Source organism: Leptolyngbya sp. AN10, assembly GCF_050565645.1.
In the GTDB taxonomy this organism is placed as follows: domain Bacteria; phylum Cyanobacteriota; class Cyanobacteriia; order Leptolyngbyales; family Leptolyngbyaceae; genus Leptolyngbya.
Genome location: NZ_JBNXVP010000001.1, coordinates 265,726 through 285,704 on the forward strand (window position 1 = coordinate 265,726; position 19,979 = coordinate 285,704).

Genomic DNA, 19,979 nt, shown 5'->3' on the forward strand with positions numbered 1-19,979 from the left:
AAGGAAGATGAGAATCTACCAGATTATTTCATTCGATCAATGAGATGATCGCCTACGCGAAGCGCATTTGCGATGATCGTCAAAGTGGGATTCACAGCAGCACTAGAGCAGAAAAAACTCCCATCCACAACATAGAGATTGTCTACATCATGAGTTCGACAATTTAGATCAAGCACTGAGGTCTCCGGGTCTTCTCCATAGCAACAAGTGCCACATTGATGAGCTACACCCTGCAATGGAATCCTTTTGCGGAAGTAGAACGAGCAAGGTAAGATTCGTTCACCACAATTGATCGATTTCAGTACTTCAGTCCAGCGATGCAGTAAGCGCTCGAAAGCAACAGTATTATTGTCCTGATAGCGAAGCTGAATTGTATCTCCTTTGATTTGAACTCGATTGTTTGGGTCGGGTAAATCCTCTGCTGTAAGCCACCAATCGACTGAGTGACTAGCAACGGCAGTAAAGACTTCATGGTTTTGAAATGAAATGCCAGGGATCGAAGGTGAATCTAGTGCAATCAAATCTGCATTGACTTTTCCAAAGAGTTGCACATGCCCCATCGGATAGTTAAATCCTTTCTCTCCCCAGTAGAAATCATTGATCACCATTGTTTTCTGAAATTGGGTAAGGTTTGGCTTTTTCGTTAAACCTACGATCGCGCCATTCTGATGTTTCATCAAGTTTCGTCCGACTTGATCGGAACGATTCGCTAAACCATTTGGGTGCTGCTCATTATGTGATCGCAGTAATAGCGCAGCCGAGTTAATTGCGCCACAAGCTACAACTACAATATCCGCAGAAAAGGTTTGAACCTGTCCTGCGGCATCAACTTCTACGGCAGTGACTTCTCGCCCTGACAGGCTAGTATGCAATCGCAGCACCTTGGCAGAAGTCAGTAATGTGAGATTATCAGCGCGATCGACAGCAGGGCGAATACAATTGAGATCAGCATCCGCTTTAGCATTGACTAAGCAAGGAAAGCCATCACAAGTATTACAGCGAATGCAATCACTCAAACGGCGATTTGCTTCATTGAGCTTGATAGCTAGAGGAATATAAAACGGATGAAATCCTTTCGCTTGTAGATCGTCATGAATTTCTTGAATTCGAGGCTCATGCTGAATTGCTGGAAAAGGATAATCTTGACTAGCAGTTGGATCAGTTGGGTCTAACCCTCGCTGTCCATGTACTTCGTAAAGTGCCTCTGCTTGTGTGTAGTAAGGTTCAAAATCGCGATACTTTAAAGGCGATTCTGGAGAAATACCGCCCTGATGTTGGACTTGCTCAAAATCTTGCTCGCGCCATCGAAACAGCGCACCCCCATAAACTTTAGTATTGCCACCAACAAAGTAACCCGTTCCAGGATGTAATGGCTGTCCGTCTTGGTCTTGCCAAACTTCAGTCATGTGATAGCGATCGCGCTGAAAAACCTCAACCGTATCCCAGTTTTCCTTCTCTCTAGGCAAGAAAGTTCCTCGCTCCAGAACTAAAATCTTCTTTCCAGTTGGAGCGAGACGATGGGCGAGTGTTCCGCCTCCCGCACCTGTGCCAATGATAATAACGTCGTAGTGACTCATCGTGTCTCCTGCCGTCCATATCGCAGTACAGTCGCCATCCACACCAATTCATCCATGAAGCGATCGAGCCGACGAATTTGAGTGTCCTCATCAATCAATTGACCTGACTCATCAAACAAAGACTGAACATTACTAAAATTGAGATCATAGAAAGTTGTGACTAACCCAAGTTCGCGCATCACAGGTAAAAGATTCTGAATCACCCGCGTTCCACCAAACGCACCTACCGAAACGCCGCACAATCCAACTGCCTTGTGAATATACTCTTTTAAGCAAGTATCCAGAACATGCTTGAGCAAGCCAGGATAGCCGTGATTGTACTCAGGGACAACTAGAATTAAGCCATCTGCGCGTTCTATTGTGGCGGAGAACTGTGGATCTTTGATAGCTTCACCTGCATCATTGATCGAAATAGCAAGATCCCGAATATCAATTAACTCAGTTTGAACTCCTTCTCGTGCAGAAACTTGCTTGACGACAAATTGAGCAACTAACTCACTCTGGCGACCTTGACGAGGTGTGCCCAGAATCACAGGAATAAACAAAGGTGCATTCATGATTACTGCTCCTGATAGTTCCAAAGTAACCCACCATCGACAACAAAAGTGCTGCCTGTGATGTAATCTGCATCTGAAGAGGCAAGAAAAGTGACAAGAGATGCAACATCTTGTGGTTGTCCCAAACGACCCAGTGGAATGTTGTTGAGCAATGCACCTAGCTTCTCTGGATCGTTCAATAGTTTGGTATTGATGGGAGTCTCGATCGCTCCCGGAGCAACATTATTAATTGTGATTCCCAATGCCCCTAGCTCAACGGCAAGATTGCGAGTCATCATTCTCATACCGCCTTTACTTGCACAGTAAGCAGTGAAATTCGGAAAAGGCAGTTCTTCATGAACCGAGCTAATATCGATCACTTTTCCCGATCGCTTTGTTTCGATTAAATGCCGGACAAAAGCTTGTGTCGCGAAGAAAACACCTTTCAAATTCACATTCATCACTGCATCATAATCTGCTTCTGTCACTTCCCAGAATGGAGCGTGATTCTCAATCCCAGCATTATTGACTAAAATATCAACCTTCCCAAAATGGTCAATGCTCTCCGCCAGCAATTGCCGAATCTCATCGACGCTACCTAAATCTGCTCTAACAGTGTAACTATCAGAGCTAGGACATTCAGCCAGATAGCATTGCCTATCGATCGCATTTACTTTTTCTAACGTCTCTTCTGCACCTTTTGGATGAGAGCGGTAGTGAATCACAACATCTGCTCCTGCCTCAGCAAGTCGCAAAACGATTGCTTGCCCAATTCCTTGGCTACTCCCCGTCACGAGTGCCACTTTTCCTCCCAGCTTCATCACTGCGCTCCTAAATGAATTGAGTGTGCAATGATTATGGCTGAAAGCAATGAGTTAAAAATGAGAGGGTGCTAAGGAGATGTTGAGATAAAGCTGATAATTTAACTCAAATCTTGCAGCATTCTCGATAAGCTAGAGCTTGTCGATCACTTTCAACCGAGCATTCTCGGATGGGTCGTGGGCGATCATCGTGCGAAAACGTTTCGCCTTCCGGAGGTTGAGCGCGTAATGATCGATGGCACGAAGCGCCCCATTCAACGTCCGCAAGACCCGCAACAACAGACGCAGAACTATTCGGGAAAAAAGCGGCGACATATAGCTGTAGCCAATCCAGTTAAGACGCGGCTTGGTGCAGCACCCATTCAATGGCATGGCGTAATGACTCCGCGTGGTGTAACTGTTTGCGAGTTCGACTTTTTAGCCATGCCCAACACTTTTCAATGCGATTGAGGTCGGGTGAGTAGGGCGGCAAGTAGACGAGTTGAGCGCCGACCGAATCGATGAGTTCGGCAATGCGACCGCCATGATGAAAGGTGGCACTGTCGAGAATGACACAATCACCGGGATGCAAGACCGGAAGCAAACAAGTTTCGAGCCAGGTCTCGAACACCACTCGATTACAGGAGCCTTCGACGGTGAACGGAGCAATCAGTTGAGCGTTGCGATAATCTGCGATCATATTGATGCGTCCTTGGCGGTTGCCGGATTTGAGGGCATGGACTCGTTCTCCGCGTCGGGCATAGCCATAGCCGTAGTCGTCGCGCTCATCCATCCCCGACTCATCGACGTACACGAGATGCGGGGCTTTTAAGTCCCCAATTTGATTGCGGAATGCACGCTGCCGCGCTTCGTCACGTTGCTGGTCGCCATACGTTTTTTTTGCGCGTATGGTTGATCTTCTGTAAGACTCGTGAGATCGTGCGCTGACTCACGCCGCCCCACAGTTGAGCCAGTTCGGCTTGCGTCTTGTCGTGATTCGCCTGCACAAATGCCTCAAACTTCTCCCAATCGCTGATTTTGCTGGGAACGGGCGGTGTTTGTCGTGGCTTCGGCAAGATGTCTCCGGTTTGAGCTTTGCGCTGACACCACAAGTTAATCGTGTTGCGACTGATGTTGAACAGTTGACTCGCTTCGCTCTTCTTCAAGCCGTCCATCTCGATTGCCTGCATCACTTTGCGGCGGAAGTCCTCACTGTATGCTTTTGCCATTGCGCGATTGGAAGAATCAGGATGCTTATACTCTATCGTCCTAGCTCAGTTGGCTACAGCTATATATGCAAGCATTTGGCGGCAGTTGACCATGCGTATTTTCACAACTTCGTGCAAATCAGCAGAACTCAATGATGCCGTCGAACTTGCGGGTGGAAGTCAACGCCTTCGACTCGCTCAGGTGACTTTTGATTCCATTACACTATCACGTTCTCATTGTCTTGAATAGTCAAAAGTCATAATAAGAATTGCTGTTCGAGCGCACGATGGTCTGCATATCCTCATCAGTGATGAACGTAAACCTAACAAAGTTCTCTACTCTACGGTATTACCCTAATCAAAATTGAGTTATCCTATGGCATCTAAAGTTTTCGCGCCTGTATTTTTAGCTGGATTGGTAGCAGGTACAGTTTTGCCTGCAACGGCTCAAGTCTTACCCAAACCCATTACTTGCGAAGCCGCGATTCCGCTCGGTCAAGGCACTCGCTTGATCTATCGATTCAATGGCATCGTGCCAAATTCCACGTCTGATCGCCCTCAAAATCCGATCGGAACTTCGATCAACATGACGGTGCAGCGTCGCGATCTCGCAGGAAACCTCCAAACTCTCTTGAATCGAGTCCTAGTCAATAATCTGGAGGAAATTGCTCCAGATGCAGACTATTCTAAGTTTCCCTTTACAGGTGTGTTTCGCGGTCAATCTAACAATGGGTTCCGGCTCTATTCTGTTAGCAGTTCTACACACGGACTCTACGCCAGCTTGCGTCCCACTCGTGGACAGCCCCAGCAAATGCAGATCGTTCACTATTTGAGCCGGGGGAATTTTGTACGATCGACCGCAGGCACTTGTCGTTGATCAGTATCTAAATTTGTAACACAATCAATATTCTTATCAACCTAGCTCAGAATCGATATGATTACGTGACCCAGTTCAGAAGATGTTGCAAAAATTCGGCTTTACCTTCAAAAGACTTACCCCAATGTTAGTCGGCGCGATTACGATCGTGGGTTTCTCTAGCATTCTGACTCAATCTACAATAGCCACCATTCCCCGTCCCGACAATATCATCTATCAGCCTGACTTATCTGCATTTGAAGGGATCACTGGTAAAGGATTTCTGGGTTTTACACCAATGCGATTGCAGCTTCAAAACACAGATTGGCAACTGCACTCAATCACAATCGGATCAACAACTCAAACCACAACACAGCCAATCACACTAAGATTCACAGCAGATTCAATCGGTGGATCTGCTGGATGTAATGAATATTCTGCTGCTTACGAAGCATCACGGAATCGAATCAAAATTGGGGGAATTGCGACGACAGAGAAGATGTGTTCACCCTCACAAATGCAGCTTGAACGGAGTTTTCTAGCAAAACTAGGAACTGTGCGACGATATGAAATCATCAATCATGCTCAGAACGTGAAGCTGTTCTTCCAACAAGGAAATCAGACAGGGGTACTGACATTCAGACTACCTGACGATTGAGATAGACTGATTGACTGACAAAACTGTGCTATCTAGCTTTGATTGTTGCATATGATCGAAATCTCAAACCGTATGAGCGATTGAGCTTCTTAACCTAAAATATTTATGATTCCAGCAAAAGGCAACATCCAATTACCAGGCTCCAAAGGTGAACACCTAGCCCAAGCAAAATTCGGTACAACTCGGCGTGCGTTAGCCTTCTACAACAAGCAGATGCTAACCTACCTCAATCCCTTGATGCGCGAATTCATTGGACATCAGGAGCTACTATTTATTGCAACATCTGATGCACATGGAGAGTGTGACTGTTCAGTTAGAGCAGGTGATCCTGGCTTTGTTAAAGTACTAGACGATAAGACACTTGTATATCCAGAATATCGAGGGAATGGCGTGATGGCGAGTGTCGGGAACATCTTAGAAAATCCGCACATTGGGATGATTTTTATTGATTTTTTCCGTTATACGGTTGGCTTGCACGTGAACGGAAAAGCTTGTGTTGTTGAAAATGATGAACTACCTCATCTGCCGAATGTATCTTCAGAGGTGATTGAAGCAAGCCAGATTCGCGGAGGTCGGAGTCCTGAGCGCTGGATCTTAGTTGAAGTAGAAGAAGCCTATATTCACTGCTCCAAACATATTCCTCTGCTGGAAAAGCTCGACAAGAAGATTCATTGGGGCACAGATGATGTGCAGCACAAAGGCGGGGATGCTTTCAAAGCAAAAGATTGTCCACGTCCTTGGAGTCAAGAGGGTTTAGAGCCAGAATAGCTACTGTTGGCAAATCTCTCTGTTTGGGCATTCTGAATCGTAGTCAACGTTTCAATGCTCATGAAAGAGATGGAGTTCCTATTCAAGCGCAAAAGACTCCCGAAACTAGTTTGTCTTAGTGTCCTGCTCATTGGACTCGCTAGTTGTCAGTCTCGGATTAGTAAAGAGCAGATCGCAAGCCAGAGACAAGAAGCGATCGCACAAAACAAAAAACTACTCCAGAAGCAAAGCAAAGACTTGACAAAAAACTGGAAACTTACTATCCAAGGTCAAATTCCCGAACCGATTACTCTCAACTGGTCTCAGATCGAAGCACTTGCAACTCACGAACTCAATACTGCTGCCCCCTTTCCTGATAAGACTCAGGTAGCTGCATATCGAGGAGTTTCAGTTGAGCGGCTCCTCAAGCAAGCAGGAGTCAACGTCGAAGCTCCAGAAAATAGCCAGATCGAAATCACTAGCGTTGCAGCAGATGACTATTACACGATCGCAACACTTCAACAAGTGCGTGAGCAAAATGCAATGCTTGCAATCACTGAAAATGGTCAGCCAATGCGTCGTAATGATGGTGGACCTTTGCAGTTAATTTTTGATCTTAGCTCAAAGGTCAAGACTGAAAATGGCACTTGGGTCTACTACGTCACGCATTTAATTGTTGGCAACGAGCCATTACGATTGCAGATTGGGAGCAAAACTCTGAATCTTGCTGCTTTAGAGCGGCTTCCCAAACATCGCTTTACTCGCATTTTTGGCTACAAGCATAATTGGAGTTCGGAGCCTGTTCAGTTAACAGGTGTCAAGCTCAAAGATCTATTGCGGAGTCAGAAGATCAAGCTTTCTGCTCAGACTGCTATCCGAATTCGCCGCAAAGCAATGGACAAGAACAATCTACAAAAATCAACATTGCTCTCTGCCGAATTAATCAACAATTGCGATGTCATGCTGGCTTATCGTTGGGGAGCTAGTCAACAAGCCATTACGACCAAAAAAGGGGGTCCACTGACCTTAGCGTATGGGAAAAATTGCGACAGTCAGTTCGATCGCAATTTAGAGTGGCTGCCTTTTGTTGAATCTATTTCGGTGGAGGTTGTGAAGCGATGAGAGGAGTTGCTTTTCGATCGATTCAGACTCGGATCATTGTTGCAGTGACGATTTTGATTGTTGCGATCGTCACTGTGATGACTTGGCTATGGATCAGCGCGGAGACTGAGTTTTATCGATCTCAAAAAATCCAGCAAGCGAAATCATTAGCGCTAGGATTTGGTTCTACACTCCAGGGCGAAGTGGTTGAAGAGAATTGGGCAAATATGCGGATTAAGCTCAACATCTTTCTCAAAGGCGATGAGGATTTGGTCTATGCGATGGTGCATGATTTGAAGAAACAACAAATCGCGGCGGCGGCTCCTCCTGAGCTTGCAGGTTCGTTCGTTACAGATGTTGTGCCTGTTACGGTGAGCCAGAACGCGATTCGCCTTAGTAATCATCAGAATTCTCAGGTGAGAATTTCGGAAACTTACCTTTTACGGAACATTGAATTTCCACCGAAGAAGCTGCGAGGACAGGAAGGTGAGCCAATTATCGAAGCAGCGGCAGATATTGTTACTTCAACAAGTCCACCAACTGTCGTTGGAGTTTTTCGGGTTGGTGTTACACTGCGAAGTCTCGATGCACAAATTACTAAGACGGTGAAGAGAACTTTGGCAGTTGGCGCGATCGCATTATTTTTCGGAGGCACTGCTGCTTACTATCTAGCATGGCGATTGAGTCAGCCGATTCTAAAATTGCGTCAGAGTGCGGCTCAAATTGCTGCGGGTGATTTGACGCATCGTGTTCCGATCCGCAGTCGAGATGAATTAGGTGCTCTAGCTCGATCGTTTAATGAGATGTCTGATTCGCTTCAGATTTCGTTTGGACAATTGCAGCAGACATTGGATTCTTTTGAGCGATTTGTGCCAGAGAAGTTTCTACAAGTGATTGCACCGCGTGGGATTGAGAATATTGCAGTCGGTGAGTATGCGAAGCGAAATATGACGATTTTATTTTCGGATATTTGCGGCTATACTTCGCTGTCAGAATCTCAAACGGCTGAGGAGACTTTTCATTTTTTGAATGAGTACATTGCTTGTGTTGGAGCAGCGATCGAGGAAAATGGTGGTTTCATTGATAAGTACATTGGCGATGCGGTAATGGCACTGTTTGATGAGCCGCATACAGATGGTGCTTTGAAAGCTGCGATCGCAATGCAAGCAGCACTCAAGACTTTTAATCAAAAACGGCTACACCAGGGGCTTCAACCTGTAGAAAGCGGGATTGGGATTCACTATGGCGAAGTCGTGATGGGAACGATTGGATTTGTGTCGCGGATTGATTCGACGGTGATTGGGGATGCGGTGAATGTGTCTTCTCGAATTGAAGGATTAACGAAACAGTACAATTGTGAGATCCTAGTTACAGATGCTGTGGTTGAGGCTCTGTCTAACCCTGACATATTTTACCTGGAGCTAGTTAAGGATGCTGTGAAAGTGAAAGGAAAGGTCACTGCGATCGCAATCTATCAGCTACACCCAGTTCTCGCAATCTTGTGATCGACTCCGATTGGCTGTCAAATCCTGCTCCTTTCTGTTCGGGTAAAACGGCTTTTTCTCAGGAAGTTGATAGAATAGAGTTCCGTGAATGCCTTGCACCTCTGATTTGTTTAAGCGTCTCTTCCATAGTCGGGCGAGAATTTGCCGAATTTCAGGATCGTCTTCAATCTCATCATTGAACTGAATATCTTGATCGGGTGCTGGAAAGATCTTGAGAAATTCCTCATCGGTCGCACGATAAACATCATAAGCACAGTTCACAGCGCGATCGATGACTTGAATGTTTTTCATACTATTGAATTTGATAAATCTAAGTGCAATTGATCAATCCTATCTTGTCGCAAACGCTAGTTAGGTTTATCTGTAAGAGAGGTTATGCAGCCCTATCTGATTTCTGATCAAAAATTTCTGTGAGCTTCCATAACCTTCCTAAACGTGGAACTTAAATCCACACAGCGGAGACGCGAATTGCGGAACTCGAACAAATGGTGAGGAAATTGTGTCGCGTCCGACGCTCTTTGTCGTCGATCCCGCAGTCAATGTTAGGATAATCCAGAGTCCAACAGACAAATTTCAGGATAGCATCTCTGCGTTTGTAAAAGTGCAACTGTCTGCGATCGCGAAACCCTATAACCGAAAAATTCTCTCGAATTAGTCGAACACTATGTTTCAACGGTTTACGATCGGGCTTCTCTCTTTGGTTCCATTGATCGCAGTCCCCGCAGTCGCTCAAACGGCTTGTCAAAGTCCCTATCCTCCAGGGCTTTCGGATCAAGTGACTCGTTTGCCAATTTCACCGGAGTTTGAACAGCAAATTCGAGCAATCTGGCAAGCTGAGATCGCGATCGAGTTTCTTCGCGCTAATCGTCCGGATCGTCTCGATCAAATTAATGACACGATTCGATTGCAGATGAAGCTTTCACCCGAAGCTTTGACGACATTAAAGCTGTTGCAGAATCTAGCGGTCGGAAGAACAAATGATGCGATCGCGCTTTTTCCAAGGGTTGAACCTTCATGGATAAGCTCGCCTGCTGTGTCTCTTCAGCTTCTAGAACTGCCGTTGAAAGATAGAACACAATGGGTACTCAAAGTACTCGAAACAATGCCAGAGTCTTCGAGCTACCTTGAATTAGAGAAAACCGATTGGCTGTTAAATTTAGTGGCTCAACATCAAGAAGCAAACCATCAAAAGCAAGCACTAGAGCTATTAGAGAAAGCTCGACTTCGTACAGGCAAAATCAGGACTGTAACCTTAATTCGAGTGGCAGAAGCTTATCGCAAGTTGGGAAAACCGGACATTGCACGATCGATACTCGACACTGTACCTGCTCGAATCGAAGCTGAAGCACGATCGCTTGACGACTCCGCCAAAATTTTCAGTCTAGTGAATTTGGGGCATCAACTTGCACTACTCGGTCAATCGCAAAAATCACTTTCCTATCTCACTCAAGCGGAAACGTTGTTGCGGAAATCTCCAACCTCAATTTATCAGTCGTCCGTTCAATTATTAGCCTTGGGTTATGCTGCTTCGGGTCGATCGACAAAAGCATTTGAAGTGACCAAATTGCTGCAACCCAATCAAATAGATTTAGCCCATGCGTTAGTGGCAAAACAGGCGGCAGAATTGGGGGACGATCGTTTAGCAATCCAAGCCATTCAGCGGATTCGACCTGAAGCGACAAAAGCCTGGAGCTTTGACAGACAACCGCTGACCGTACTACCGGAGATTGTCGAATTCTATGCAAAAGCAGGCAAGTTCGATCTAGCTCAACAGGTCACAGCTTCGATTCAGGCTCCATTATTTCGGCTCAAATCGCTGGCAACGATCGTGAAATATGCCGATCGTGCGAATCAATCGACGATCGCGAATCGAATCGTGACTCAAATGTTGCAGTCTGCTTCTAAATCGAATACTTCAATGTTTGAAGTGGCTGACCACTTAATTAAAGCTGGTGCGGTCAATCGAGTGCGGCAACTTCTCAGTCAAGTTTCACCCAAAGATCTAAAATCTCAGTTTAAGATCGCTTATCTCTATGCGCGAATTGGCGATTTTCAGACTGCGAATCAGCGGTTAGATGCCATTAACGTCGATCGTGAAGTTGCGGCTCTGACTAATCCTCCGACTACAAATCAGTACGAAGCTCATTTTGAACTTGCTCCATTACCCATTAGTGGACTGGGATCGTTCTTTTCTTCCGCTCGTTTCGCCCCACCGTCTGTATTAATTCCTGCTGCTCAGCAAAAACAATTCGACAAACCCGCAACAATTCCGATCGCAAAGCCTTCTCTTGCAACCGCGACAGCAAATCGATTTGCCATTCTGGGCGCATTAGCGAAACATTATGCGATCGCTCAAAATTTCCAGAAAGCGACTGCCCTGATCGAACAAATTCCAAATCAATATTGCACATTCAAATCTGATGTTCTCGCACAGGTCACAAAAAGCGCGATCGCGGCTGACCAGTTAGAAATCGCTCTTGATGCCTTGCAAAAGGGCGATCGCTTGAATCAACGTGCTTCACAACCTGACCCGAACTTCGTCAGAATGCAACTTATCGCGATCGCGAAACGCTACTCCCAGCGAAATCAATTCAAAGAAGCTGCTCTTTTACTGGAATCTGCACTCACTCTAATTTGATCACAGTTGATAACTATGTTGCAACGTTTTACGATCGGACTCCTCACCTGCTCTCTAGCTCAATCGGTTTCTGTTCCCACGATTGCCCAGACTCGCCCCACGCCTGCTTGCAAAAATTCTATTGCAGTTTCCCAATTTGCACCTCCCACCTATCTAACTGGTTCGGTTCGAGGAATCTCACTCCAACAAGCGGAGCAACGCGCTGCAATTGCGATCGAGTTCCTTCGTGCGAATCGTCCGGATCGGGCGAACCAAATCAACGAAACGCTGCGATCGCGGCTTGAACTCTCAGCGTCTGAAATGGCAGTTTTAAGAACGATTCAGAACTTAGAAGCTGGCAAAAATCAAGCTGCGATTGCGCTATTTTCCGAACTTAAAAGACCAGAAGCGTATCGTCGATCGATCTCGCTTCAACTCGAAAGAATTCCACTACAAGCAAAAGCCGCCTGGATTCTACCAGCGGTTGACTATTTTCCAGAACCTGACGAAGACGAGATGAACTATCAACAGCAGTGGAATCTTCCAACTCTTAAAGCGGAATGGATGCTGCTACTTGCTGAAAACTATCGCACTCAAGGCAAGGCAACCGAAGCTGTGAAAATTCTTGACCAGGCTCGAATGCTCCTGAACTGGAACAACAATGCAGAAGCGCTGCAATTTGTCGAAGCTTATCGCAAAGCTGAACAACCCGAAAAGGCTCGAACAATTCTAACTCCGATCACGGCTCAGTTGTTAGGTAGGATTGAAGCCCAACCTGGAGAAACCGTCAGACCAAGAGCGATTCAGAACCTCATCAAAGCGGGGCACGAACTCGCGTTGCTGAAACAATCCTCTGAAGCTTTACCACTCTTGAATCAAGCCGAAGCTTTGATCAAATCTGTCGATCGTAGCAATGTAAAACCGCTTCAGCAGTCGTTAGTTCTCGCTTATGCTGCCGCAGGTCAAACTACTCAAGCCCTTCAAATCGTTCAAAACTTAGATTCGCGTGATGCAAGAGAGAGCTATGTCGCTCTAGCAAAACAAGCCGCAGAACTCGGTGATAGTCGCAGCGCTCAACAGTTTCTCCAATCCATCCGAGATCAATGGACAGCCTCACGCGCATCGTTTGATGTTGTCAAGCTTTTGACTGATGCAGAACTCTTTCCTGCCGCTTATGACATCGCAACCTCGATCGCTGATCCTCAAATGCGCCTCGAAGCAATGGCAACGATCGCAAAACGTGCTGACCAAGCGAAACAGTCTGCTCTCAGCACTCAAATCATTGCTGAAATGCAGCGAGTCAAATCTGGCGAGTCTCTAGGATTCCAATGGATTGACACGATCCGCGCCCTGGTTCAAGTGGGAGAACGAACCCGTGTCCGCTTGCTTCTTGCTGAACTGGTTCAACAGCCCGATCTGGCTTGGTTAAATTTGCAAATTGCAGAGCAATACGCAGCGATCGGAGAATTCGATCAAGCCACACGATTGATTGATCAACAGCGAACCAACCGAGTTCAATCTAAAATTTCAGTGTTGCCAGTCCCGGTCGTTGCTCCACCGCTCGATCTCCCCATTGACCAACCCTCTACACCTCTAGGCGTGTTCTTTTCCAACGTCCTATTCGATGTGAATCTCCCCCAACGTGCGCCAGACACAAGACCTGTTCAACGACGAATTTCACCGATTCCATCAATTCTATCAAAGCAATCCAAGAAGCCAAGAGCCATTCAACCACCACCCAAACTACCCCCAATCTTACGGCTGACTCCTGAAGAGAACCGTGCCTTGGACGAAGCTCGATACATCCGCGCCTATGCTCAAGCTCGTAACTTTACTAAAGCCGCTAACCTGCTTGCTCAAATCCCCGATCATCTTTGCCTGTTCAAAGCAGAGTTATTTGATCACATCGCGATCGCAGCACTCGAAGCCGGACAATTAGAAACTGCGCTGAATGGGTTTCAACAGGCTAAGCGTCTTTCCCAGCGTGCGAGTCGAGTCAGTTCTGAGCGAATTGATCGGTTTATTGCGATCGCAAAACTTTACTCTGAACGCAACCGAACTACAGAAGCGATTCGATTACTAGAAACGACCTTAGCTCTACTATCGAATCGCTAAATTGCTTTATGGTGTCCAGGAATTGAGTACTTATACCAAATTGATCTTTGAGTGCCACAGATCTTGGAAGCCCCCTAAGTCCCCCACTCGTGGGGGACTTTGAGAAAGAGTCCCTTATAAACAAAGCATTCTTCAGGTTTCAAAGTCCCCCGATTCGGGGGATTTAGGGGCGAAGGATCTGTCGCATGAACAAATTGATTGAGTACTTACAATCGCTTGTCGATTGTAAGTACTCAATCCTTGCCTTGTTCTCTCAAAAGTACTTAGCTCAGCGCACTCCGGAGTTGAGCTTCTGTCCAAGTCGTTCCATTGCTGAACCGGATACTTTCAACCCCATAGTTTGCAGAAAGACCGCTAAAGAGTTGATTCTTCAGCAGAATCGATGCTGAACTTCCACCAAAAGAAAGCTGCACATCGTCAGTATTCACACGAGTTGCCCGAACATTTGTCGATTCGAGACCTGCTCCCGATAATACCAGCACATCTACACTTGCATCAGGACTACTATCATCGATGATATCTGCACCATCAAGCGCACTGAAAAGATAGGTGTCTGCACCATTTTTACCATCGAGGTAATCATTGCCCAGTCCACCTCGCAAGACATTATTACCAGGTGTGCCGAGCAGATTATCATCGGTTGCAGCCCCACGAGTCAGATAGGCATTCCAAAGTTGTGCCTCATTCCAGGTTGTTCCATCACTGAACTTAATGCTTTCAACGCCGTAATTGCTGGCGAATCCAAGAAACAGTTGATTCTTCAGCACGATCGATTCAGAAAGACCACTAAACGAAAGCTGCAAATCATTCGTGCCGTCGATACGATCGACAATCACATTTCCTGCGGTCAATCCTGCCCCTGATAGAACAAGTTGATCGATCGCAGCATCATTGCTACTGTCATAGAGTGTATCTGCTCCATCCCCAAGCTGGAAAAGATAGGTATCTGCGCCATTGTCGCCATCGAGATAATCATTGCCCAGTCCACCTCGTAAGGTATTGCTGACCGGAGTTCCCCGCAAATCGTCGTCGGTTGCAGCCCCACGAGTCAGATAGCTATTCCAAAGTTGTGCCTCGTTCCAGATGGTTCCATCACTGAACTTGATGCTTTCAACGCCGTAGTTGCTGGCAAATCCAAGAAACAGTTGATTTTTCAGCACGATCGACTCAGAAAAACCGCCGCCGAAAGAAATCTGCAAATCATTTGCGCCATCAATGCGAGTGACGATCGCATTTGCTGCTGTCAATCCTGTCCCAGAGAATACAAGCTGATCAAGGCTTGTATCATTGCTATTGTCAAAGATTGTATCTGCCCCGTCTCCAAGCTGAAACAGATAAGTATCTGCGCCAGCGCCACCATCGAGATAATCACTACCCAAACCGCCTCTTAGCGAGTCATTTCCGCCCAGACCTGAGAGTTTATCGTCTCCGACTCCACCGACTAGCGTATCGCTGTTGAGTGTGCCGGATAGAGTCTGATTCGGCTGATTTCGGTAAGTATTCCAAAGTTGTGCTTCAGTCCACACTACACCGTCACTGAACTTGATCCGCTCGATGCCATAGTTCAAAACATTTCCAGAACCGTAAATTTGCTTTTTGAGAATTACCGCATCGGAAAGATTGCCCTTGAAAGAAATCCGGAGATCATTCGTGCCATCAATGCGAGTAACGATCGCATTTCCTGCCGTCAGTCCAGTCCCAGAAAACACCAATTGATCAATGCTCGAATCATTGCTGCTGTCATCGATCGTATCGTAACCATCGCCGCGATTAAACAGGTAAGTATCGGCTCCTGCTTGACCATCGAGATAGTCATTGCCCAAACCGCCTCTTAGTGTGTTACTGCTTTTTGTGCCTTCCAGTCGATCGTTTCCTGCGGCTCCCTGAGTGAGATAAGCATTCCAGAGTTGTTCTTCCGTCCAAATCACACCATCACTGAATCGAACGCGCTCAACTCCGTAGTTGAGACTATTTCCGCCACCATACACCTGTTTTTTGAGCGTCACCGCATCCGAAGTTCCGCCAAAGGAAATTCTCAAATCATTGCTATCTCCCACACGAGTGACGATCGCATTTCCCGCTGTCAGTCCAGTTCCCGAAAACACCAATTGATCAATGCTCGTATCATTGCTGCTGTCATCGATCGTATCGCGACCATCTCCCCGACTGAAGAGATAGATATCTGCTCCTGCTTGTCCATCCAAGTAATCGTTGCCCAGACCCCCTCTTAAGGTGTTGCTTAGATTTGTACCTTGCAATCTATCATTGGATGCAGCACCTTGGGTTAGGTAAGAGTTCCAGAGTTGTTCCTCTGTCCAGATCACACCATCACTGAATCGAACGCGCTCAACTCCATAATTGAGGCTATTTCCGTCACCGTATACCTGTTTTTTGAGCGTCACCGCATCTGAAGTTCCACCAAAGGAGATTCTCAAATCATTGCTATCTCCCACACGAGTAACCACAACATTCGTAGAGGTTAGCCCCGTCCCAGAAAAGAGCAGTTGATCAATGCTTGTATCATTGCTGTTGTCGTCAATCGTATCATGACCATCTCCCCGACTAAAGAGATAGGTATCTGCTCCATCGCGACCATCCAAATAATCATTGCCAGTTCGTCCCGACAAAGTATCATTTGTGGTGCTGCCGATGAGCGAATCATTTCCAGCAGTGCCCGTTAGACTCATTTAATTCTCTCCTGAAGATTGTTGTGAAGAATTCAGCTTCAACACCCTGTATCGTGTTGGTGTTCGTCAGTTTCACGTCGAGTATCAACAATTCCATCACTCCTGCTCGATCAGTCAAAAAGTGATAGCTTTAACTTGCTGTAGTCGTTTAGGTTCACACTTCGAGAGGTTATGCAGAAAACTTTAGATGGGGCGAGATAGATTGAACTCGTAGGAACAGCGATCGATCTACATTGAGTAGCAGGATGCGTTAGAGAGGATTGGATTCTGGTGGGGTGATCCAGCCTTTTTCAGAACAAGATGCAACTTGACCTTGAGGAGCCATGCTCGATAAGCACCAATAGCTGTTTCCGTCATAGATCACACCTTCTTTCACCGCTTGTAGCTCGGTAATCGATCGCCAAGGTTGTGTTCCGCCTTCAGTTTCGTATCGGTAGAAATCGCCTTCGACTTCCAATGCTTGCCCTGTGTGCCCAATCCAATATCGCCCTTCTAAAATTGTAGGGTTTGCGATTTCGCTGGAGTGGGGTAAGCGTTGCGGTGGATCTGTTGGGCTTTGAGCAATGACGGGCTTTGGCGCAGGGGTTTCAGCAGCAGAGGGAATCGCTTTAGATTGAACAGTCTGATTACAGCCGATAGCTAGGCTCATAAGACTGATCAAGGTTAAGCTTGAGATAATTTTTGCGGGGAGTGATCGATTGAGAAGCATAAAGGGTTGGTCGGTGAAGAACGCAAATAAGCAAGTGATATTTGTTGTTGAATAGGTGAATCGCGATTAAATCTGTTTGCAAGCAACTCCTCTAGGGCTAATCGATTCAATCTTTTCGGTCTTTGTGTTAGCTCTCCAAGCTCGACGAATGTTGGTGTGGATGTCTTCGTCTGTCGCTTCTGCGATCGCAAAAATTTCTCGATCGTCTTCCCCATTGAAGGTGCAAAAAGCGAAGTGGAGTTCCTGCGATCGTGGGAATGTAGGTAACTCCATCACGTCCACCACTCGTACCGGAACAGCCCCACCCCGATTCCATTTGAGAACTTTAGTAAACCAGATCATTCTGGTATTGCCTCGCTGCACAAAATCCGCTCGATATCGACCCCCTTTAACGACCCATCCTCCGTTATCCTGGAATCCTTTGGGTAGAGTTCGGTAGGTTAGTCCGATGTAAGAGCGAATGTTCGATCGGGTTACAGGCGATGGTTCTTGACTCAAAGCGAATGAGGCTGAGCTGGACAAAATGACGGGTAAGCATGACAAACTTGCAGCTAAGGCGGCTCGAAAAATGCGATCGCGTTGTCTAGATCTGATTCGGTTGTCCATGATGCGCTTGTTCGGTCTTGGTGAATGAGTCATCGTCCCAGAAAATTGAATCTATGCAGGTTTAGAGTTTGGCTTTTGTCGGGATATGCAATCCCTTGAAGCGACGACGCAACTTGTGAATTGCATATCCTCGATCGCACCCAACCCTAAACCGAAAGAGCTTACTTGGTAGAACGAACCTACGTTAGTCGTAAAAAACATTGGTATCTAATTTCGTAACACCCACCGCTTTCTAGTGGATCAACTTCAAGATTGTTACTGTAGTGTTTCTCCATTTAGGGTTATGTTCCAAAGATTTAGCATCAAAAATATTGCTTTTGCATTAGCAGGTGGCATTACAATTAGCACCTTTTACGGAGTTGCGGCTCAGTCTTTTCCAACGCCTGCAACGCCTCAGCCAATTAATCCGATCGGGCAATCGGTTCCCTTTGAAGGGATTACTTGGCAGCTTTCCGAATGGCGACAATCAAACCGCGATCGTATTTCACTTCTGCCCAAGAATCTCATTACGATTCGATTTGATGGCAGAAGGGTTGGAGGTTCATCTGGATGCAATTCTTATGCCGCAGATTACCAGGTGCAAAACGGTCAACTACGAGTCACTGGAGATTTCATTTCCACGATGATGGCGTGTACTGTGGAAGTTGGTGTGCGAGAAAATGAGTTTAGGACGATTCTAAAATCGCCTCGACTCTCGATTCGTTCAGCTAAAAATCGACTGACACTAAACTATTTAACGGCACAAGGGGGAGGCGTTTTAGTATTCGCCCCCGTTCAGTCGAAGCTACAAAACACAAGCTGGCAGCTTCGCTCAATCACAACTCGTGCAACGATTCCTGTTAGAAATCAACCTCCAGTCACCCTTCAATTTACAGCCGATTCAGCAAGGGGGTTTTCGGGCTGTAATCAGTACAATGCAGCTTACCAAGAATCCTCTAATCAATTGAAGATTGGAGCCATTGCTACCACGAAAAAGGGATGTGCTACTCCACAAATGCGGCTTGAACAGAACTATCAATCCCATCTTGCAAATACTCAGCGGTATGAATTTAGCAGCAATGGTGAATTACGCTTGTTTTTTGCAAATAGAACTGAGTCAGGGGTGATGATTTTCGCTCGACAGAAATAGAACAGCGATCGCTAAAGTCCGAGAGTGTGCAGGCATAAACGCGATCCACATACTCTCGGAAACACAAAGATTCAATGCTGATCGTAATTTCACAATCTAGCACACTAGCAATCAGTAACACTAATTGCAATTTTTCCCTGTACCTGCCGCTGCTCGATCGCACGAATTGCTGTTGGAATTTCACTGAGCGAGTAACAGCGATCGACATAAGGACGAATCTTTCCAGCTTCGATCAACTCTTTCAACACAATTAGATCAGCTTGAGTTGGCTTTTGAGCTAAACTCTTGACTCGACGATCGCTGATTTTTGAAATCCCAAATCCAAACAACATCACCTGAAACAATCGAGCGATCGAGCCGCCGACGCAAACATAGTGACCTTTAGGTTTCAATAGCGGCAAATCGTCAAAAACCGAACCGTATGCAGCAACATCAAAGAGCAAATCGTACTGCTTCTTCAAACCAGCTTTCGCCTGCGGATAATCTAGAACATGGTCTGCACCAATTTCCTGCACCATCTTCGCTTTACTAGGACTGCATACTCCTGTTACTTCCGCCCCAAATGCTTTAGCAATCTGTACTGCAAATGATCCCACTCCACCAGAAGCACCTTTGACTAATACCTTCTGTCCCGCTTGAATTTGTCCAATATCTCGCAATCCCTGTAAAGCAGTCAGCGCAGAAACAGGAATCGTTGCAGCTTCCTCGAATGTCAAATTAGTCGGTTTCAAGACTAATGCAGCTTCGGGAACACAAACATATTCAGCAAATGCACCAAATCCTACTTCTGATAAATCTCCAAAGATCTGATCTCCTGGCTTAAATTGCGTCACTGCTTTACCAACCGCTTCGACTTCTCCTGCCATATCAGTGCCCAGGATTTTGATTTTCGGCGATCGCACTCCTCCATAGATGAGGCGAACGAAGAACGGTTCTCCCCGCATTAAATGCCAGTCGCCCGCATGAACAGCAGTCGCACGAACGCGCACAAGTACACCGCTATCAGATAGAGCAGGTCGATCAACTTCTGCCAATTTCAATACATCAGGAGAACCATACTCGGTTTGTACGATCGCTTTCATTTTAAGCGGTGATTGTTCTGTAGTACTGGTTGTTTTCATGGTTTTT

Annotated in this window: 17 protein-coding genes; 8 read left to right on the forward strand and 9 right to left on the reverse strand. The window is 46.3% G+C overall.

The window, feature by feature from the left end:
• Nucleotides 1-23: 23 nt before the first annotated feature.
• The 4 genes from ACQ4M5_RS01375 to ACQ4M5_RS01390 all read right to left on the reverse strand — a co-directional run bounded on the left by ACQ4M5_RS01375 (nt 24) and on the right by ACQ4M5_RS01390 (nt 4,142).
• A complete protein-coding gene (locus ACQ4M5_RS01375; RefSeq protein ID WP_430673811.1) occupies nt 24-1,577 on the reverse strand; it encodes a GMC oxidoreductase in 1,554 nt (517 codons plus the stop codon).
• The gene (locus tag ACQ4M5_RS01380) at nt 1,574-2,134 is read right to left on the reverse strand and encodes an NADPH-dependent FMN reductase (RefSeq protein WP_430673812.1); all 561 of its coding nucleotides are present in this window, start codon (nt 2,132-2,134) and stop codon (nt 1,574-1,576) included. The genes ACQ4M5_RS01375 and ACQ4M5_RS01380 overlap by 4 nt, the downstream gene beginning before the upstream one ends.
• 2 nt (nt 2,135-2,136) lie before the next feature.
• A complete protein-coding gene (locus ACQ4M5_RS01385) occupies nt 2,137-2,934 on the reverse strand; it encodes an SDR family NAD(P)-dependent oxidoreductase (RefSeq protein ID WP_430673813.1) in 798 nt (265 codons plus the stop codon).
• 334 nt (nt 2,935-3,268) lie between these two features.
• Nucleotides 3,269-4,142, reverse strand: a protein-coding gene (locus ACQ4M5_RS01390) for an IS630 family transposase (protein ID WP_430673814.1) whose coding sequence is annotated in 2 segments (ribosomal slippage) — nt 3,269-3,814 and nt 3,816-4,142 — 873 coding nt in all. Because the reading frame shifts where the segments join, the coding sequence is not laid out codon by codon here.
• 355 nt (nt 4,143-4,497) lie between these two features.
• On the opposite strand from ACQ4M5_RS01390, the gene ACQ4M5_RS01395 reads away from it, so the two are divergent.
• From ACQ4M5_RS01395 to ACQ4M5_RS01415, 5 genes are all read left to right on the forward strand, one after another.
• Nucleotides 4,498-4,998, forward strand: coding sequence for a hypothetical protein (locus ACQ4M5_RS01395; protein ID WP_430673815.1), 501 nt, complete (start codon nt 4,498-4,500; stop codon nt 4,996-4,998).
• 82 nt (nt 4,999-5,080) lie between these two features.
• Complete coding sequence (locus tag ACQ4M5_RS01400) at nt 5,081-5,635, forward strand: META domain-containing protein (RefSeq protein ID WP_430673816.1); 555 nt, start codon at nt 5,081-5,083, stop codon at nt 5,633-5,635.
• Nucleotides 5,636-5,740: 105 nt separating this feature from the next.
• Nucleotides 5,741-6,403 carry a pyridoxamine 5'-phosphate oxidase family protein gene (locus ACQ4M5_RS01405; protein WP_430673817.1) on the forward strand — a complete coding sequence of 221 codons (663 nt, stop codon included), beginning with the start codon at nt 5,741-5,743 and terminating at the stop codon, nt 6,401-6,403.
• A 54-nt stretch (nt 6,404-6,457) separates the two neighbouring features.
• Complete coding sequence (locus tag ACQ4M5_RS01410; protein ID WP_430673818.1) at nt 6,458-7,504, forward strand: molybdopterin-dependent oxidoreductase; 1,047 nt, start codon at nt 6,458-6,460, stop codon at nt 7,502-7,504.
• The gene (locus ACQ4M5_RS01415) at nt 7,501-8,988 is read left to right on the forward strand and encodes an adenylate/guanylate cyclase domain-containing protein (protein ID WP_430673819.1); all 1,488 of its coding nucleotides are present in this window, start codon (nt 7,501-7,503) and stop codon (nt 8,986-8,988) included. The genes ACQ4M5_RS01410 and ACQ4M5_RS01415 overlap by 4 nt, the downstream gene beginning before the upstream one ends.
• Here ACQ4M5_RS01415 and ACQ4M5_RS01420 read toward each other — a convergent pair.
• Nucleotides 8,962-9,279 carry a hypothetical protein gene (locus ACQ4M5_RS01420; RefSeq protein WP_068394512.1) on the reverse strand — a complete coding sequence of 106 codons (318 nt, stop codon included), beginning with the start codon at nt 9,277-9,279 and terminating at the stop codon, nt 8,962-8,964. The genes ACQ4M5_RS01415 and ACQ4M5_RS01420 overlap by 27 nt on opposite strands.
• 373 nt (nt 9,280-9,652) lie before the next feature.
• Between ACQ4M5_RS01420 and ACQ4M5_RS01425 the strand changes: the two genes are divergently transcribed.
• The gene (locus tag ACQ4M5_RS01425; protein ID WP_430673820.1) at nt 9,653-11,626 is read left to right on the forward strand and encodes a tetratricopeptide repeat protein; all 1,974 of its coding nucleotides are present in this window, start codon (nt 9,653-9,655) and stop codon (nt 11,624-11,626) included.
• Nucleotides 11,627-11,641: 15 nt separating this feature from the next.
• Nucleotides 11,642-13,720 (forward strand): tetratricopeptide repeat protein, encoded by a 2,079-nt coding sequence (locus ACQ4M5_RS01430; protein WP_430673821.1) that lies wholly within the window; start codon nt 11,642-11,644, stop codon nt 13,718-13,720.
• Nucleotides 13,721-13,983: 263 nt separating this feature from the next.
• Here ACQ4M5_RS01430 and ACQ4M5_RS01435 read toward each other — a convergent pair whose 3' ends face one another.
• The 3 genes from ACQ4M5_RS01435 to ACQ4M5_RS01445 all read right to left on the reverse strand — a co-directional run bounded on the left by ACQ4M5_RS01435 (nt 13,984) and on the right by ACQ4M5_RS01445 (nt 17,755).
• The gene (locus tag ACQ4M5_RS01435) at nt 13,984-16,407 is read right to left on the reverse strand and encodes a calcium-binding protein (RefSeq protein WP_430673822.1); all 2,424 of its coding nucleotides are present in this window, start codon (nt 16,405-16,407) and stop codon (nt 13,984-13,986) included.
• A gap of 250 nt (nt 16,408-16,657) precedes the next feature.
• A complete protein-coding gene (locus ACQ4M5_RS01440; protein WP_430673823.1) occupies nt 16,658-17,056 on the reverse strand; it encodes a hypothetical protein in 399 nt (132 codons plus the stop codon).
• Nucleotides 17,057-17,182: 126 nt separating this feature from the next.
• Nucleotides 17,183-17,755, reverse strand: coding sequence for a hypothetical protein (locus ACQ4M5_RS01445; protein WP_430673824.1), 573 nt, complete (start codon nt 17,753-17,755; stop codon nt 17,183-17,185).
• A 250-nt stretch (nt 17,756-18,005) separates the two neighbouring features.
• Here ACQ4M5_RS01445 and ACQ4M5_RS01450 point away from each other — a divergent pair, with 250 nt between their 5' ends.
• Nucleotides 18,006-18,851, forward strand: coding sequence for an META domain-containing protein (locus ACQ4M5_RS01450; RefSeq protein ID WP_430673825.1), 846 nt, complete (start codon nt 18,006-18,008; stop codon nt 18,849-18,851).
• A gap of 104 nt (nt 18,852-18,955) precedes the next feature.
• Here the strand turns inward: ACQ4M5_RS01450 and ACQ4M5_RS01455 are convergent, their stop codons facing one another.
• Nucleotides 18,956-19,972 carry an NAD(P)-dependent alcohol dehydrogenase gene (locus ACQ4M5_RS01455; RefSeq protein ID WP_430673826.1) on the reverse strand — a complete coding sequence of 339 codons (1,017 nt, stop codon included), beginning with the start codon at nt 19,970-19,972 and terminating at the stop codon, nt 18,956-18,958.
• Nucleotides 19,973-19,979: the final 7 nt, after the last annotated feature.